At 75.2% G+C, this 17,011-nt stretch carries 12 protein-coding genes and 1 riboswitch; of the genes, 8 read left to right on the forward strand and 4 right to left on the reverse strand.

Annotated features, from left to right (window positions below; genetic code table 11):
• Nucleotides 1-79 precede the first annotated feature (79 nt).
• The 4 genes from eno to mfd all read right to left on the reverse strand — a co-directional run bounded on the left by eno (nt 80) and on the right by mfd (nt 6,670).
• A complete protein-coding gene (gene eno, locus MN205_RS07850; RefSeq protein WP_242125987.1) occupies nt 80-1,363 on the reverse strand; it encodes a phosphopyruvate hydratase in 1,284 nt (427 codons plus the stop codon).
• A gap of 64 nt (nt 1,364-1,427) precedes the next feature.
• The gene (locus MN205_RS07855) at nt 1,428-2,381 is read right to left on the reverse strand and encodes an ROK family protein (RefSeq protein ID WP_242125989.1); all 954 of its coding nucleotides are present in this window, start codon (nt 2,379-2,381) and stop codon (nt 1,428-1,430) included.
• A gap of 24 nt (nt 2,382-2,405) precedes the next feature.
• Nucleotides 2,406-3,074 carry a MazG family protein gene (locus MN205_RS07860; RefSeq protein WP_242125991.1) on the reverse strand — a complete coding sequence of 223 codons (669 nt, stop codon included), beginning with the start codon at nt 3,072-3,074 and terminating at the stop codon, nt 2,406-2,408.
• A gap of 11 nt (nt 3,075-3,085) precedes the next feature.
• Nucleotides 3,086-6,670: a transcription-repair coupling factor gene (gene mfd / locus MN205_RS07865; protein WP_242125992.1), complete on the reverse strand. Its 3,585-nt coding sequence runs from the start codon at nt 6,668-6,670 to the stop codon at nt 3,086-3,088.
• Between the two features lie 113 nt (nt 6,671-6,783).
• Between mfd and MN205_RS21715 the strand changes: the two genes are divergently transcribed.
• From MN205_RS21715 to MN205_RS21725, 8 genes are all read left to right on the forward strand, one after another.
• Nucleotides 6,784-8,574: a DUF4012 domain-containing protein gene (locus tag MN205_RS21715; RefSeq protein WP_242125994.1), complete on the forward strand. Its 1,791-nt coding sequence runs from the start codon at nt 6,784-6,786 to the stop codon at nt 8,572-8,574.
• A 166-nt stretch (nt 8,575-8,740) separates the two neighbouring features.
• Nucleotides 8,741-9,154 (forward strand): hypothetical protein, encoded by a 414-nt coding sequence (locus MN205_RS07875; RefSeq protein WP_242125996.1) that lies wholly within the window; start codon nt 8,741-8,743, stop codon nt 9,152-9,154.
• Nucleotides 9,155-9,559: 405 nt separating this feature from the next.
• Entirely contained in the window at nt 9,560-10,687 is a 1,128-nt protein-coding gene (locus tag MN205_RS07880; protein WP_242125997.1) for a glycosyltransferase, read from the forward strand.
• Nucleotides 10,684-12,201: a hypothetical protein gene (locus tag MN205_RS07885; protein WP_242125999.1), complete on the forward strand. Its 1,518-nt coding sequence runs from the start codon at nt 10,684-10,686 to the stop codon at nt 12,199-12,201. The genes MN205_RS07880 and MN205_RS07885 overlap by 4 nt, the downstream gene beginning before the upstream one ends.
• Before the next feature lie 4 nt (nt 12,202-12,205).
• On the forward strand, nt 12,206-13,138 hold the full coding sequence (locus tag MN205_RS07890) for a WecB/TagA/CpsF family glycosyltransferase (RefSeq protein WP_242126001.1): 933 nt from the start codon (nt 12,206-12,208) through the stop codon (nt 13,136-13,138).
• Between the two features lie 80 nt (nt 13,139-13,218).
• The gene (locus MN205_RS07895) at nt 13,219-14,121 is read left to right on the forward strand and encodes a polysaccharide lyase (protein WP_242126003.1); all 903 of its coding nucleotides are present in this window, start codon (nt 13,219-13,221) and stop codon (nt 14,119-14,121) included.
• A gap of 128 nt (nt 14,122-14,249) precedes the next feature.
• A riboswitch (cyclic di-GMP riboswitch) is annotated at nt 14,250-14,324 on the forward strand.
• A gap of 40 nt (nt 14,325-14,364) precedes the next feature.
• Nucleotides 14,365-15,780: an NPCBM/NEW2 domain-containing protein gene (locus tag MN205_RS21720; protein WP_242126004.1), complete on the forward strand. Its 1,416-nt coding sequence runs from the start codon at nt 14,365-14,367 to the stop codon at nt 15,778-15,780.
• A gap of 37 nt (nt 15,781-15,817) precedes the next feature.
• Nucleotides 15,818-16,933 (forward strand): glycosyltransferase, encoded by a 1,116-nt coding sequence (locus MN205_RS21725; RefSeq protein ID WP_242126006.1) that lies wholly within the window; start codon nt 15,818-15,820, stop codon nt 16,931-16,933.
• The last annotated feature ends 78 nt before the right edge of the window (nt 16,934-17,011 follow it).

Consider the following 17,011-nt stretch of genomic DNA (forward strand, 5'->3'; position numbering starts at 1 on the left):
GTGCGGCGGGCGGTGCGGGGCGCGGTGGGACGTCGCGACGCCATGGGTACAGCTTCCCCCGGGATCGGGCCGGGACGCGTCAGGCGCGCGCGGCGCGCGGGAAGGCGGAGGCGCCCGCGTAGCGGCCGGCGTCGTCCAGCTCCTCCTCGATGCGCAGGAGCTGGTTGTACTTCGCCACGCGCTCGGAGCGGGCCGGGGCGCCGGTCTTGATCTGGCCCGAGCCCACCGCGACCGCCAGGTCCGCGATGGTGGTGTCCTCGGTCTCGCCGGAGCGGTGGCTCATCATCGTGGTGAACCCGCTGCGGTGCGCCAGGTCCACGGCGTCGAGCGTCTCGGTGAGCGAGCCGATCTGGTTGACCTTCACCAGCATCGAGTTGCCCGCGGACAGGTCGATGCCCTTGCGCAGCCGCTCGGGGTTGGTGACGAAGAGGTCGTCGCCGACGAGCTGCACCTTGCCGCCCAGGGCGGTGGTGATGTGCTGCCAGCCCTCCCAGTCGTCCTCGTCCAGCGGGTCCTCGATGGACACCAGCGGGTACTCGGCCACCAGGCCCTCGTAGTAGCCGGTCATCCACTCCGCCGAGCGCTGCGAACCCTCGAAGGAGTACGAGCCGTCGGAGCAGAACTCCGTGGCCGCCACGTCCAGCGCGAACGCGATGTCGGTGCCGAGGCTGAAGCCGGCCTTCTCGACGGCGGAGGCGATCAGGTCGAGGGCCTCCTTGTTGCTGGGCAGGTCGGGGGCGAAACCGCCCTCGTCGCCCAGGCCGGTGCCCAGGCCGCGCTGCTTGAGCACGGACTTCAGCGCGTGGTACGTCTCCGCGCCCCAGCGCAGCGCCTCGCGGAAGGAGGCAGCCCCCACGGGAGCGATCATGAACTCCTGGATGGCGACACCGGTGTCGGCGTGGGCGCCGCCGTTGACGATGTTCATCATCGGCACCGGCAGCAGGTGGGCGTTGGGCCCGCCCAGGTAGCGGAAGAGCGGGAGGTCGGCGGAGGCGGCGGCGGCCTTGGCGACGGCGAGGGAGACGCCGAGGACGGCGTTGGCGCCCAGGCGGCCCTTGTTGGGGGTGCCGTCCAGGTCGAGCATCGCCTGGTCGACGATCCGCTGCTCGTGGGCGTCGTGGCCCACCAGCGCCGGGCCGATCTCCTCGATGACGGCCTCGACGGCCTTCTCGACGCCCTTGCCCAGGTAGCGGCCCTGGTCGCCGTCACGGCGCTCGACGGCCTCGTGGGCGCCGGTGGACGCGCCCGAGGGCACGGCCGCGCGGGCGAAGGTTCCGTCGTCGAGGAGGACCTCGACCTCGACGGTGGGGTTGCCCCGGGAGTCCAGGATCTCGCGAGCTCCGACGGCCTCGATGGTGGCCACGCGCACTCCTACTGCTCGTTCGTCCGCTGTTCGGTCGTGCCGAGCCTAGCGGGCGCCGCCGGGTTCACCCCGAGAGCGTCTGCCAGCCCAGCCGCCCCGCACCGAGCAGCCCGGACAGGCGCGGCAGCTGCGAGGGCACCAGGCGCACGTCGGCCAGGTGCGGGTACACGGCCAGCTCGGCGTAGGCGGCCCGCAGCGGTGCCATGAGCACTTCCCCGGAGGCGGCGACGCCGCCGCCGACGACGACGTCGGTGAGGTCGAACAACGCCGCCGCGGACAGGAACGCCGAGGCCAGCGCACGGGTCCCGGCCGCGACCACCTCCACCGGCACGCGCTCGCCCGCGGCGGCGTCGGCGGTCAGGACCTTCGCGTCGACCCTCTCCCCGGCCCGCCAGCCGCGAGCCTGCGCCGCCCGCACCATCGCCGGGCCGGACGCGTACGACTCCACCACGCCCAGCGCCCCGGAGCCGGGCAGCCGCTCGCCGTCGAGGACGACGCCGACGTGGCTGATGAACCCGGCGTTGCCGCTCTTGCCGGTGAGGATGCGCCCGTCGAGCACGACGCCGCCGCCGATGCCGGTGGAGACCACGACCCCCAGCACCGAGGGCGCGCCGGCGGCGGCGCCGACCCACTGCTCGGCGGCGGCGAAGCACTGCCCGTCCTGGGCGAGCGCGGCGCGCACCGGGCGGCCCAGGGCGCGCCCGGCGCGGGCGGCGACGGCCTCGGTGAGCGGGAAGCCCCGCAGGGAGGGGATGTTCACCGGGTGCACGGTCCCGGCGGTCGTGTCGACGGGACCGGCGGAGCCGATGCCGACCACGTCGGCGACCTCCACGCCCTGCGCGCGGGCGTCGGCGAGCACGTCGTCCACGAGGGTGCCCAGGGCGGCGTCGACCGCGACGGGGTCGGTGGCGTCGGTGGGGACCTCGCGCTCGGCGCGCACCTCACCGGTGCGCGAGACCAGCCCGGCAGCGATCTTGGTGCCCCCGATGTCCAGGGCCAGGACGTGCGTCGTCGTCACGGCGCCGGAGCCTAGCGACCCGGTTCAGCCCCCAGCAGGTCCTCCGGAGCTCTCGCGCTCGCGGGCGGTGCGCTCCAGCCGGCGGGTCGCCGTGCGCAGCGCCGCCTCGGGGTCCACGCCGGCGGCGTGCGCGACGCGGACCAGCTCCAGCAACCGCTCCCCCACCGCTTCCTCGTCCACCGGTTCCCCGCCCACCGGAGCGCCGGTGGGCTCGGCGAGGCCGGCGCGCTGCAGGCGGCCGAGGACCTTGTCGGCGCGGGCGAGGGCGGGCAGCTGCAGCGGGATGCCGTCCAGGACGGACTCGCGCGGCTTCTCGGTGGCCTTGATGGCGTCCCAGCGCGCCTGGAGGTCCTCCGCGGCCACCTCCCCGGCGAAGACGTGCGGGTGCCGGCGCACGAGCTTGGCGACGATCGCGCCCGCCACGTCGTCGATGTCGAAGCCCTCCTCGGACTCCGCGGCGACGCGGGCGTGGAAGACGACCTGCAGCAGCAGGTCGCCCAGCTCGTCGCGCAGCTCCTCGCGGGTGCCGTTCTCCACGGCGTCGACGACCTCGTAGCTCTCCTCCACGAGGTACCGCAGCAGCGAGGCGTGGGTCTGGCGCGCGTCCCACGGGCAGCCGCCCGGCGAGCGCAGGCGGTCCATGACGGCGACGAGCTCGAGCAGCCCGGACCCGTCGGGCGGATCGGGGGTCACGCCCGGGGTGCTCACCGGGCGCCCGCCGCCACGGCCGCCGGCTGGTCCATCAGCACCGCGGCGACGAACTCGTGCGCCCACGCGAGCATCTCGGCGTCGCGCAGCGGCTTGCCGCCGATGCGCGCGGTCATCGGGGCCGGCACCAGCGCCACCGACAGCGCCGGCTTGAGGATCGTGCCGGGGTAGAGCCGCTTCAGGCGCAGCTCGCGCGACTCGGGCAGGTCGATGGGCGCGAAGCGCACCTGCTTGCCCTGCAGGGAGACCTCGCGCAGGCCGACGCGGCGGGCGGCGATGCGGAAGCGGGCCACCTCCAGCAGGTTCAGCACCGGCTGCGGCGGGGTGCCGTAGCGGTCCGTCAGTTCCGCGTTCAGGTCGATGAGGTCCTGGTCGGAGTCGGCGGCGGCCAGGCGGCGGTACGCCTCCAGGCGGAGCCGTTCGCTGGGCACGTAGTCGTGCGGCAGGTGGGCGTCGACCGGCAGCTCGATCTTCACCTCGGTGGGCTCGGGCTCGGCGTCGTCGTTCTCCGCGCCCGGGACCTGCCGGCGCACGTCGGCGACCGCGTCGGCGACCATGCGCATGTAGAGGTCGAAACCCACCCCGGCGATGTGGCCGGACTGCTCACCGCCCAGCATGTTGCCGGCGCCGCGGATCTCCAGGTCCTTCATCGCCACGGCCATGCCGGAGCCGAGGTCGGTGTTCTGGGCGATGGTGGCGAGGCGGTCGTGCGCGGTCTCGGTGAGCGGCTTCTCCGGCGGGAAGAGGAAGTACGCGTACGCGCGCTCCCGGCCGCGGCCGACGCGGCCGCGCAGCTGGTGCAGCTGCGACAGGCCCATCGCGTCGGCGCGCTCGACGATGAGGGTGTTGGCGTTGGAGATGTCCAGGCCCGTCTCGACGATGGTGGTGCAGACGAGGACGTCGAACTTCTTCTCCCAGAAGTCCACGACGACCTGCTCCAGGCGGTGCTCGCCCATCTGCCCGTGCGCGGTGGCGATCCGCGCCTCGGGCACCAGCTCCTTGAGCCGCGCCGCGGTCCGCTCGATGGACTGCACCCGGTTGTGGATGTAGAAGACCTGCCCCTCGCGCAGCAGCTCGCGGCGGATGGCGGCGGCGATCTGCTTGTCCTCCTGCCCGCCCACGTACGTCAGCACGGGGTGGCGCTCCTCCGGCGGGGTGGCCAGCGTGGACATCTCGCGGATGCCGGTGACCGCCATCTCCAGGGTGCGCGGGATGGGGGTGGCGCTCATCGCGAGGACGTCCACGTTGGTGCGCAGCGTCTTCAGCGACTCCTTGTGCTCGACGCCGAAGCGCTGCTCCTCGTCGACGACGACGAGGCCGAGGTCCTTGAACTTCACCTCCCCGCTGAGCAGGCGGTGCGTGCCGATGACGACGTCGACGGAGCCGTCGGCCAGCCCCGCGATCGTCTCCTTCGCCTCCGCGCCCGGCGTGAACCGCGACAGCGGCTTCACCGAGACGGGGAACTGCGCGTACCGCTCGGCGAACGTCTTGAAGTGCTGCTGCACGAGCAGCGTGGTGGGCACGAGGACGGCGACCTGCTTGCCGTCCTGCACGGCCTTGAACGCCGCGCGCAGCGCGATCTCCGTCTTGCCGTAGCCGACGTCGCCGCAGATGAGGCGGTCCATGGGGACCGGCTTCATCATGTCGCCCTTGACCTCGTCGATGCTGGCGAGCTGGTCGGGCGTCTCCACGTACGGGAAGGCGTCCTCCAGCTCGCGCTGCCACGGGGTGTCCTGGCCGAAGGCGTGGCCCTTGGTGGCCATGCGGGCGGAGTACAGCTTGATGAGGTCGCCGGCGATCTGCTTGACGGCCTTGCGCGCCTTGGACTTCGTCTTGGCCCAGTCCGAGCCGCCCATCTTCGACAGCGTCGGGGTCTCCCCGCCGGTGTAGCGGGTGATCTGGTCGAGGGTGTCGGTGGGCACGAACAGGCGGTCGCCGGGCTGGCCGCGCTTGCTGGAGGCGTACTCGAGCACGAGGTACTCGCGGGTGGCGCCCTGGACGGTGCGCTGCACCATCTCGATGAACTTCCCGATGCCGTGCTGCTCGTGGACGACGAAGTCGCCCGGCTGCAGGCTCAGCGGGTCGACGGCGTTGCGCCGGCGGCGCGGGGCCATGCGGCGCATGTCCTTGGTGGACTGCCCGCCCACCCCGGTGATGTCGGCCTCGGTGACGAGCGCGGCCTTCAGGGCCTCGGCGACGAAGCCGTGCTCCACGCTCGCGGTCGTCACGGCGACCACCGACTCCACCGGCACCTCGACGAGGTCGTCGACGAGGCGGGCGGGCACGTCCTCGCCGGAGAGCACCTCCACCAGCCGCTTGGCGGGACCGTGCCCCTCGGTGGTCACGACGATGCGCCAGCCGGCGCCGGCGAGCTCGCGCAGGTCGGCGAGCGCCTTCTCCGTCTCGCCGCGGTAGCTGACGACGTCGCGCGCGCCGACCCGCAGGACGCGGGTGTCCTCGAGGTCGCGCAGGTCGTCGTCGGAGACGAGGGAGGTCACCGACCACCAGGGCCGCCCGGTGGACTCCGCGTGGGCGCGCACCTGGGCCAGCGTCCAGAAGGAGGAGGCCCCCAGGTCCACCGGGGCCTGGCCGCCGGCGGCGGCGTTCATCCACGCCGCGTCGAGGAACTCCGCGCCGGTGGCGACGAGGTCGTGGGCGCGGGCGCGGACCTTCTCCGGCTCGGCGAGCACCACGTGGGTGCCGGCGGGCAGGACGTCCAGCAGCGGTTCCATGCCGTCGACGAGGACGGGGGCGAGGGACTCCATGCCCTCCACCGCGATGCCCTCGGCGATCTTGGCGAGCACCTCGGCGGCCTCGGGGTGGGCCTCCACCAGGGCCGCGGCCCGCTGCCGCACGCCCTCGGTGAGCAGCAGCTCGCGGCACGGCGGCGCCCACACCCCGTCCGGCTCGACCTCCAGGCTGCGCTGGTCCGCCACGGAGAAGGAGCGGACCTCGTCGACCTCGTCGCCGAAGAACTCCACGCGCAGCGGGTGCGGGCGGGTGGGCGGGAAGACGTCGAGGATGCCGCCGCGCACGGCGAACTCGCCGCGCCGCTCGACCATGTCCACGCGCGCGTACGCCGCGCCCACCAGGGCCTCGACGGTGGCGTCCAGGCCGATCTCGTCGCCGGCGCGCAGCCGCACGGGCTCCAGGTCCGCCAGGCCCTTCACCAGCGGCTGCAGCACGGCGCGCACGGGGGCGACGACGACGCGCACCTCGCCGGTGCTCGCGTCGCGGTCGGAGGGGTGCGCCAGGCGGCGCAGCACCGCCAGGCGCTGGGCGACGGTGTCGCTGCGCGGGGACAGCCGCTCGTGCGGCAGCGTCTCCCAGGCGGGGAACTCGGCGACGGCGTGCGGCGGCAGGTAGCACCGCAGCCAGGTGGCCAGGTCCTCGCACTCGCGGCCGGTGGCGGTGACCACCAGCAGGGGCCGCTCGGCGGCCAGGGCCGCCAGCAGCGCGGGGCGCACGCCGATGGGGGCGACCACGTCGAGGGCCTGGCCCCCGCCCTCGCGCGCCGCCTGGACGGCCGCGCGGACGGCGGGTTCGGTGCGCAGGACGTCGAGCAGGCCGGTGAGGCTCACGAACACTCCGGGAGGGGTCGAGGTGGGAGGCCCCCAGCCTACGTGCGGGCCCCGACACCGCCCGGCGCCGCGAGCGCACCCGGGCCCGCCCGCGGCCTCGCTACTGTCTGGGGGTGTCCGGCTCCTCCCACGCGACCCCCGCCTCCCCCGCCCGCCGCCGGCGGCGGATGCCGCGCGCCGCCCGGGTGCTGCTCGGCGTCGTCGCCCTGCTGCTGCTGGCCTGGGCCGCGGCCGTCGCGGTCAGCGGCGCGCAGGCGGCGCGGGCGCTGCAGCGGGTGGCCGGTGCCGTGCCCGCCCTGGAGCAGCAGGTGCGCGAGCAGCGCTTCGCCGAGGCGGCCACCACCGCCCGGTCGGTGGCCGACGACGCCGCGAGCGCGCACCGCGCCACCGGCCGGTGGCACTACCGGGCCGCGGAGCACCTGCCGTGGGCCGGGGCCCAGCTGCGGGCGGCGTCGGGGGGTGCCGCGGCCGCCGCGGTGCTGACCGAACCGCTGCCCGGGGCGCTCGAGGTGGTGGGCGACGCCCTGGCCGAGGGGGTGGTCTCCGCCGAGCAGGCGGTGGACGTGGCGGCCGTGCAGCGGCTGGTGCCGGTCGTCACCGGGTACCGCGACCGCGTGGCGGTGGCCCGCGCGGAGCTGGCCGCCGCCGACGACCCGGCGGTGCTCGGCGCGCTCTCGGACCGGCTGGAGCCGGTGGCCCGGCAGCTCGACGAGCTGGCGGACCCCCTGGACACGGCGGCCGAGCTGGTGCCGCAGCTGCCGGCGATGCTGGGGGCGGAGGGCCCGCGCACCTACCTGGTGGCCTTCACCAACCCCGCCGAGGTGCGGCCGGTGCAGGGCATCGTCGGCGCCTACGCGTACGTGTCGGTGGACGGCGGGCGGATCTCGCTGGAGCGCACCGGCACCGACGAGGACCTGTACCGCTCCCGCGCCGACGTCTCCGTCAACGGCGACGCGTACGAGGCCCTGCACGGCGCGGACCCCGACGCGGGCCGCGTGCAGAACCTCACCGTCGGCGCCCAGGCCGACGACGCCGCGCGGCTGGCCGTGAGCCTGGTGGCGGACGCGGGGCTGCCGGAGCCGGACGCCGTGGTCCTGGTGGACCCCGTGGGCCTGGCGCAGCTGCTGGGCCCGCACCACGCGCCCCTGGACCTGGGCGTCTTCGGCGAGGTCCCCACGGCGGAGCTGCCGGCGGTGCTGATGCGCGACGCGTACGTGCGCTTCGCCGACGACAACGCCGCCCGCAAGGACTTCCTGACCGCGACCTCCGCCGCGGCCTTCGAGGCGGTGCTGGCCGACGGTATGTCCACCGCCGCGCTGCGCGGCGCGCAGGACGCGGTGGACAGCGGCCACCTGGCGCTGTGGAGCGCCGACGAGCAGGAGCAGGCGGCGCTGGTGGCCGCGGGGCTGGCGGGCGTGCTGGGCGAGCCGCGGGCCGTGGCGCACGTGGGGCTGACGAACGTGGCGCCGTCCAAGCTCGACTACTGGACGCAGCCGGTGCTGCGGCTGGAGCGCCCGTGCGCTGCGGGGGCCCAGGAGGCCACCGCGGCGCTGGAGCTGACGCTGACGAACCCGGTGCCCGAGGAGGTCCCGGACTACGTGGGCAACCTCGTCGCCACGACCTCGCTCGGGGAGCGCACCGCGCGCGACGTGGTCTCGCTGTGGGTGCCGCCGGCGGTGGGGCTGGACTCCGCGTCGGTGGACGGCGAGACCGTGCCCACGGCCGTCGACTCCGAGCACGGCTGGCGGCTGGTCCGGCTGACGGTGGACCTGCCCCCGGGTGAGCCGGTGGTGGTGCGCTGGGAGTTGCGCGGCCCGGCCGGGCAGCTGCCGGCCGAGGTCACCGGTCCCACCACCGTGGCCGCTCCCGAGGTGACCGTGCTGCCCTGCGGCGCCGCTTCCTGACGGCCCGCTGCGCCGTCCGGGAGGTTCCGGCGACGGAAGGTCACGAGATCACTCCGACAGGCGCGGTTCGCTGGACGCAGGGGTGACATTGGGTCATCCTGGTCCCCATTCAGAGATCACCGGGGGACGACGCCTCGTGGGGTCGTCGACATTGGGGGGAACACACGTGCACCGCACCAGGAACGCCGTCCGTCTCGTCGCGGGTGGGGGCCTCGCGATCGCCGCGCTGACGGGCACCGCCACGCTCGCGTCGGCCTCGAACGACTACGCGCCGTCCACGCCGCCGCCGACGGTCACCACCCCGGTGCCCCCGGAGCCCTCCGCCCCGCCGCAGGGCGAGACCCCGCAGGGCGAGACCCCGCAGGGCGAGACCCCTCGGGGCGAGACGCCTCGGGGCGAGACGCCGAGCACCGACCAGGAGCGCCCGACGGCCCCGGCTCGCGCCATCGACTCCTCCGGGGACGAGCTGGCCTACACCGGCGCCGACGTGCTGCCCTGGGCCGCCGCGGGCTCCGTGCTCGTGCTCGGCGGTACCGCGATGGTCGTCGCCTCCAAGCGCAGCGCCCGCCGCCAGCACTGAGCGGGCACCGGCGGGTGACCGCCGACGGCTGAGGGCCGGTCAGGACTCGTCCTGACCGGCCCTCAGTCGTTCCCGGGCGAGAGTTCCCCGGTGGTCCCGGGCGCACCGCCGAGGTCCGACGACGCCGTCAGGCCGGGGCGCGGGACCGGACGTGCTGGTACTGCTGAGTGATGGGAACATCCCCCTGAGTGACTACTCGTCTAGTAGCTTGGGACTTAGTCACGCAGCGGGTACGGACGTGTCGTACTCGTGAGCGGGCGGGGGGTGAACAGGTGAGTGCCGCCACACCGGCGGCACGGACGGAGGGACGCCCCGCGACCGCGCGGTGACGCACGGCTGAGAGTGCGCGGCCCCCGGTCGGCGGCCGCCCGCTCACCGCGACGATCTGGAGGAGACCGTCCACCCATGGCGCCCGGACCCCGTTTCACCGTTCTCTGCGCGACGTACAACCAGGCGCCCTACCTGCGCGAGATGCTCACGAGCGCCCTGCGGCAGACCACGGACGACCACGAGGTCGTGATCGTCGACGACGGCTCCACCGACGCCACACCGGCGGTCCTGCAGGACCTCCTCGACGAGCTGCCGCAGGCGGTCCGGTCCCGGGTCGTGGTGGACAGGACCCCCAACCGTGGGCAGACGGCGGCCTTCGAGCACGGCTTCGCCCTCTCCCGCGGCGACTACGTCTGCCTGCTCGACTCGGACGACCGCTTCTCGCCCGACAAGCTGCGGCGGATCGGCGAGGCGGTCCGGGAGCACCCGGAGGCCGGGATGCTGATGCACCCGCTGCGCGTCGTCGACCCCGCGGGCGAACCGGTGGGCGTCGTCCGGCCGCAGGCCGCCGCGCTGAGCGACGGCGACCTCCGGCAGCAGATGCGCACCACCGCCCGCCACGTCGCCCCCGGGACCTCCGGGCTGGTCTTCCGGCGCGACGTCCTGGAGCAGCTGTTCCCCGCCCCCACCAAGGGCTTCCCGTTCGCGGCCGACGCCTACCTGTCCTTCGGTGCCGCCTGCCTGGCGCCCGTGCGGGCGCTGGCGGAGCCCCTGGCCGACTACCGCATGCAGCCCCAGGGGCAGTACTTCAAGCGCATGCTGTCCCCGGCGGGCCTGCGGCAGCAGGTCGAGTTCCAGGACGCCGTGGCCGGGCACTTCGGCCTGCTGGCCGCCTCCCGGCGCAACTCGCACTACGCCCGCAACCGGTACGCCAGCGCCATGCTCGACGGCCCGTGGGGCCGCAGGGTGCGGGAGTTCCGGGCCCTGCAGGCGGCGACCCTCACCGACACCCACTTCACGGCCCGGCAGAAGGCCGCGCTGACGGGCTTCTGGTCCCTCACGCTGCTCGCCGGGCCGGCCTCCTTCCCGCGCCTGTGGGGGTGGTTCCAGCGCCGGCAGACCGGCTGGGACCGCGTGCGGAGGGCCGCGGCGGCGGGCAGCGCCCCGCGGCCCGCGGCGCCACCCCCGGGTGCACCCACCGGTGCACCCACCGGTGCACCCGTGGCCGTGCCCGTGGGCGCCGCGGCGGAGCCGCAGCGGTGATCACCAGCTACACGTCGGTGCTCCGGCGCCGGGCCGGGCTGCTGCTGCTCGTCACCGCGGTGGTGGCCCCGCTCCTCCTGGCGGTGCTCACCCTCGGCAGCAGGTCGTACACCTCGACGGCGGTGGTGCAGACCGGCAGCGGGCTCGCCGCCGGGGTGACCGGTCTGGACACCCCGTACGAGGCGCCGGAGACGAGGCTCGCCACCGAGATCGAGTTCTTCGGCAGCGCGGAGGTGGGCCGGCGCGCGCAGGCGGCGCTGGCCGCGGCGGGCTGGGAGGCGACGGTCGAGGAGCTGCGCGAGCACGTCGCCGTCACGCCGCGCGGCTCCTCCAGCCTGCTGGACGTGACGGGGACGGCCGACAGCCCCCAGCGCGCACAGCAGGTCACCTCCGCCTTCACCGACGCGTACCTCACCCACCGGCGCGAGGTGGAGCGCGACGCCCTCACCCCGATCGTCGGGGACCTGCAGTCGCAGATCGAGGCGGCGGAGCAGGAGCTGGCGGCCGCGACGGCCGAGGGCCCCGGGACGCCGGCCGGTGCGCGGGCGATCGCCGCGGCGCAGTCCTGGTACGACTCGCTCACCGCGCGGCTGGAGAACGCCCGGCTGCGCCTGGCCGTGGACACCAGCGGCGTGGCCCTGCTCTCCTCCGCCGGTCCGGGGGAGGCCACCGGAGGGCTCGCCACACCGTTCGCGGTGCCGGTGGCCCTGCTCGGCGGCCTCCTCGCGGGAGCGGCCGCGGCACTGCTCGTCGACGTCGTGCGCGACCCGGTCAGGACGCGCGAGGAGGCCCGGAGCCTCCTGGCGGCCCCCGTCCTGGGCGAGCTGACCGGGGGGCCCCGCGGCCCGGTGACCGCCTCGTCCCTGCGGGACGGCCAAGGGTTCACCACGGGCGCCCGCGGGCTCCGGCTGCACCTCGAGCGGCTGCTGGGGACGGCGACGCCCGGGACCGTCGTGGTCGTCGCCGACCCCTCGGACGCCGGTGACGCCCTGCTGACGGGTGCCGCCCTGGCCGGCGAGTGGCGCCGGGCCGGCCTGAAGGTCGCGCTGGTCGCCGACCCCGCGGCGGACCCCGCGGCGGGCGCGGCCGGTCCCGTCCGCCTCGGCGCGGGCGGGGACGGCAGCGGCGGGACGCGACCGACCGGAGGGGCATGGCTCCTGCCGGCGAGCGGAGCGGCCGGAGGGCCCCCCGGTCTGCTGGACCACGTCGCACCCTCCGCCGCCCTGCGCGCCCTGCACGACGAGCACGACGTCGTGGTGCTCGTCGACGCCACGCCCGACGGGGCGGGAGCCATCGCGGTGGGTGCGGGGGCGGACGCCACCGTCGTCGTCTGCTCACCGGGCCGCACACCGGCCGGCGGGGTGCGGCGGCTCGGCAGACGCCTGCGCGAGCTGGGCACCACCGTCGACGGCGTGGTCCTCACCCGCCGGCGCCGCACCGGCCGCCGGCGCCCCGCGGCGCCCGTGCAGAGCGGTGCCCGGGAAACCCGCCCCTCCCCCCTCGTCCCCCGGTGACGCCGTGAACCCCGAACCCGCTCCCTGGACCGCGCAGCACCCGGCGGCCCACGCCACCGACGCGCCGGAGGTGCGGACCCACCCGGTCGGCCCCGGACGCCGCAGCACCCACCGCGACACCCCCCGCAGCACGTCCCCGGGCACGTCCCGGAGCGCGCCCGGGGAGCACCGCGCCGACGGCCTCACCGTCACGCTCCCGTCACCGGTCCCCCTCGCCCGGGCCCGGGTGCACCCCCTGACGCGGGAGCAGGCAACGGGCGCCGTCATCGGCTGGGCGGCGGGCCGCGTCCCCGCCCTCGTCGTGACGCCCAACGTCGACCACGTCGTGATGCTGGAGCACGACGAGCGCTTCCAGGACGCCTACGAGGCGGCGCGCCTGCAGCTGTGCGACGGCATGCCGCTGGTGCTCCTCAGCCGGCTGTCGGGCACCTCCCTGCCGGAGCGGGTGACGGGTGCGGACCTGTTCTTCGACGTGTGCGCGCGCGCGGCCGAGGAGGGCCTACGGGTCTTCATCGCCGGCGGCATGCCGGAGGTGCTGGCCAAGGGCCTCGCCGCGCTGCGGGAGCGCTTCCCCTCGCTCGACATCACCGGCCACAGTCCGCCGCGGGGCTTCGAGGGCACGGCCCACGACGAGGAGCTGCAGTCCCGGATCACCGAGGCCGCGCCCGACATCGTCATGGTCTGCCTGGGCGCGCCCCGTTCTGAGGTGTGGGCCCGGGAGCAGTCGGAGCGCTACCCGGCGGTCTACCTGTGCGTGGGTGCCGCCATCGACTTCGCGGCGGGGACCGTCTCGCGCGCACCCGCGTGGGTGCAGCACGCCGGCCTGGAGTGGTCCTACCGGCTGCTGCAGGAGCCCCGGCGGATGTGGCGGCGCTACCTGCTGCGGGACAGCGCCTTCGTGGGGATCGCGCTGCGCCAGCTCTGGCGCAGCCGCTGAGCACCGGGGTGACCGGGGCGGGGCCGGGCCGGCACCGGGCGAGCCGGCACCGGGCCGGCCGGGGACGCGCCGCCGTCGCGGTGGCCGCGGTCGCGGCCGGCCTCGTCGCGGTGCTCGTGGTGTGGCTGGCCGTGCGGGACCCGCGGGCCCCGGTGGACCCGTCCGCGGCGCCCGGGGCGGCCGCACCGACCCCCGCGCCCGGCGTGCTGTGGAGCGGGTCGTTCGACCCCCCGCCCGGGACCACCTGGCAGGAGCAGGCCGGCGTCGTGGTGGCGAGCCGCACGAACGCGCGCGTCGTCGCCGAGGGACCGGGTGGTCGCGAGGACGTCCTGGAGATCACCTTCGGTGAGGACGGGTCCCGCTGGGGCGTGGACTACCGGCACGACTTCGAGGCGATGGGCGTGGCCGCGCGCGAGGAGGTCTGGTTCAGCTACGACGTGCACTTCCCGGCCGGCTTCGAGTTCACCGGTGACGGGAAGATGGGCGGGCTCGCCGGCACCGTCGAGGGGCTGGACCCCCTGGAGACCTCGGCGGGCGGCACGTACGACGAGCGGTCCTTCTCCGTCCGCGCCGTGTGGCGCGGCGAGCGGGGCGTGGTCATGTACCTGTACGCCCGGCACGGCGCCGGCCGGGACGTGGAGGACCCCGCCAACTACGGGTACGGCATCGCGGTGCCCTTCGTGGGCCCCGACGGCTCCACGAGCGACGTGATCCGTCCCGGCACGTGGCAGCGGGTGCAGCACCGGGTCCGGCTGAACACGCCGGGGAAGGACGACGGCACCTACGAGCTGTGGATCGACGGGCACAGGGGGGTCTCCGTCACCGACGTGCAGTACCGGACCGCCGAGCACCCCGACCTGCTGGTGGACCAGCTCTTCTCCTCGTGGTTCTTCGGCGGTGGTGAGGACCAGTTCCCCACGCGCACCAGCGTCGCCTACACCGACGACTGGGTCCTCAGCGAGCGGCGGCCCGTCGAGCGGTGACCCACCGCCGGGCGGGGTGATCCATCGCCGCGCGCCCGCGGCCCGTTACACGCGTCCACCCGCACAGGCTCAAGGTGTCCCCCGAGGTGCCGAAGCTTAGATCGGCGGCAGCGGTGGGAACACCGCGCACTGGACAAGGGCAAACCCGTCGCGAGGCGGGGGCGCAAAGCCACGGAGCTCTCTGAGCGAGCCGGGTTGCCGAAGGTGGGACGGGCCGTCACGTTCCCATGCTCGGGAATCGGCGTGGAGATCGACACGATGACGCACCTCCCGAAGCGGTTCGGACGTTTCTCGAAGCTCGCCGTCGCGGCGGCACTCACCCTCGGGACTTCCGCCGGTGTGCTGACCGCGGGACCGCTGAGCGCGACCGCGCAGGCCGCGGTCTCGTCCCAGGGCAGCACCCTGCAGGACTTCGCCGCGCGCGGCGGGGTCCAGGACTCCCCCGACAACCTCACGATGCCCGAACCGGGCGTCTCCCGCGTCCACCTCGACAAGGGCAAGATGAACGGCTACAAGGTGCGCAGCGGCATCCCCGCCGCCGACGAGGCGACGCTCACCTACAAGGTGCGCGTCCCGAAGGTGGTGCACGACACCGGCCTGGCGCTGATCGACCTGAAGATGCCGGGCCTGGCCGGTTCCCCCACCTCCAAGTCCCCCTGGTACGCCTCCAGCGGCGGCACGCTGCAGCCGGACTCGTTCTCGGTGCGGCTGCACGCGCGGAAGTCCAGCCTCTACAACGTGGGTCACCCGTGGTGGGACGCGTACATCTACGCGCCCTACGCCGCCGGCAAGACCTTCAAGAACTGGGGCATCCAGGTCCCCATCACCACCGGCCGCAACGGCGCCGGTGCGCGCATGGGCATCCCCACGGACCGCTGGTTCGACGTGAAGATCCGCGTGGAGCTGAACACCCCGGGCAAGAACGACGGTGAGCTCGACATCTGGATCGACGGGCAGCAGGGCATCGAGCTGCGCGACGTCCGCTGGCGCGCCGCCGGTCAGAACACCCCGATCAACCTGTTCATGGCCGAGACCTTCTACAACAACCCCGGCGCGCCGCGCGACGGGCACATCGACTTCTCGCAGTTCCGCGTGACGCAGGGCGGCGACAGCGCCCCCGCGCCGACCACCCCCGCTCCCGTGCGGACCACCCCCGCGCCCGCGCCGTCCACCACCCCCGCGCCGGTCCGCACGGCGACGCCCGCGCCGGTCGTGCAGCAGCGCCCCGCCGCGTCCTTCGCCAGCGACCGCCGCTACCGCGTCGTGCGCAACGGCTGGGGACCGGCCGAGAAGGACATGAGCAACGGTTCCGGCGGCGCGCGCGACGGCGGAACCCTGAACATCGCCGGCAAGAAGTACGCCAAGGGCTTCGGCGTCCACGCCCGTTCCGAGATCGTCGTCCCCGTCGAGGGCGCCCGCACCTTCACCGCGCAGGTCGGTCTGGAGTCCTACGTCGGCCGTTCGGGTTCGGTCGTCTTCCAGGTCTGGGACGGCAACCGCAAGCTCGCCGACAGCGGCGTCGTCCGCGGCGGCCAGCGCGCCCGCACCCTCACCGCGAACGTCGCGGGCCGCAAGGAGATCCGCCTGGTCGTCACCGACAACGGCGACGGCTCCAACAAGGACCACGCGGACTGGGCGGACGCGAAGTTCACCAGCTGACGCCGGGTCGCGGGGGCGGTGTGGCAGCATCCCGGGGGTGACCCCTGCTGCACCGCCCCGCACGCACGGTCCGCACCGCGTCGTCGTCCACAACACCGACGGCGTCAACCCCTACTCCGCGGAACTGGCCTCCCTGCTGCACGAGGAGGGGCTCGCCGTGACGCTGGTGGACGCGGCGAACAGCGAGCACGCCCCCGCCCGGGGCGTGCGCTGGCTGCGCCGCCTGCCGGAGAACTACGGGAACCGGGGCGGCGCCGCGCAGTTCCTGTCCCTGGCACGGGGCCTGGCCACGACCGTCTGGGTCGGGGCCGCGCGGCGCCACGTCGTGCTCGTGTCCTTCACCCGGTTCCCCGTCGAGGACCTCGTGCTCGCCGGGCTGGCGACCCTGGGGCACCCCGTGGTCGTGGTCGTGCACAACCCCGAACCCCGGGAAGCCGAATCACGGCTGGCGCGCGGTGCCCGCCGGGCGCTGCTGCGCTCGGCGGGCACCGTCGTCGTGCACGCCGAGCGCCTGCGCGGGCGGGTGGACCCGGTCGCCCGCGGGCCGGTCCGCGTCTGCCCCCACCCCCCGTACGCGCACACGGCCCCGCCCGCCGAACCCGCCCTGGTGCTCGACCCGGAGCGCAGGTGGCTGGCGTTCATCGGGGCGCTGCGGTGGGACAAGGGCGCCGGCCTGCTGCCGGAGGTCGTCGAGAACCTGCCGCCCGAGCAGCGCGGCTCGCTGGGCCTGGTCGTCTGCGGGCGCGGCCGGCTGCCCGACGAGGCGTGGGAGCGCATCCGCCGCACCGGCGTGGAGGTCCACGACCTCACCTCCGAGCGCCCGGTCCCGCAGGAGACCTTCCTCGACGTCCTGCGCAACCACCCCCTGGTGCTGGCCCCGTACGTCGCCGCCACCCAGAGCGGATCGGTGATCATGGCCCTGTCCACGGGGTGCCGGGTGCTGGCCTTCGACGAGGGCGGCATCCCCGACGTCCTCGACGCGGCGGGCCTGGTGCCGACGGGCGACGCGGCCGCCATGGGCCGGGCGGCGGGCGCGGGACGCGGCGGCACCGCGCTCGCCGACCTGGGGACCTGGCGGCGGCAGGCGGCCGAGACCTGGGCGGAAGCAGTGCGCTGCGTCGATCGGCCCTCTACGCAGCGTCGAGGCGGTTAGAGTTGCGGCGAACCGGCAGCCCGTCCTGACGGCACGCACCGTGCCCCTCCGGGCGCCGGACCCACGACGAGAGGGAGG

Origin of the sequence: Kineococcus sp. TRM81007 (assembly GCF_022669155.1) — a bacterium.
In the GTDB taxonomy this organism is placed as follows: domain Bacteria; phylum Actinomycetota; class Actinomycetes; order Actinomycetales; family Kineococcaceae; genus Kineococcus.

Coding starts and splice junctions, on each gene's coding strand:
- MN205_RS07880 (WP_242125997.1), top strand. CDS start 9,560: ATGGCGCCCGGACCCCGTTTCACCGTTCTCTGCGCGACGTACAACCAG.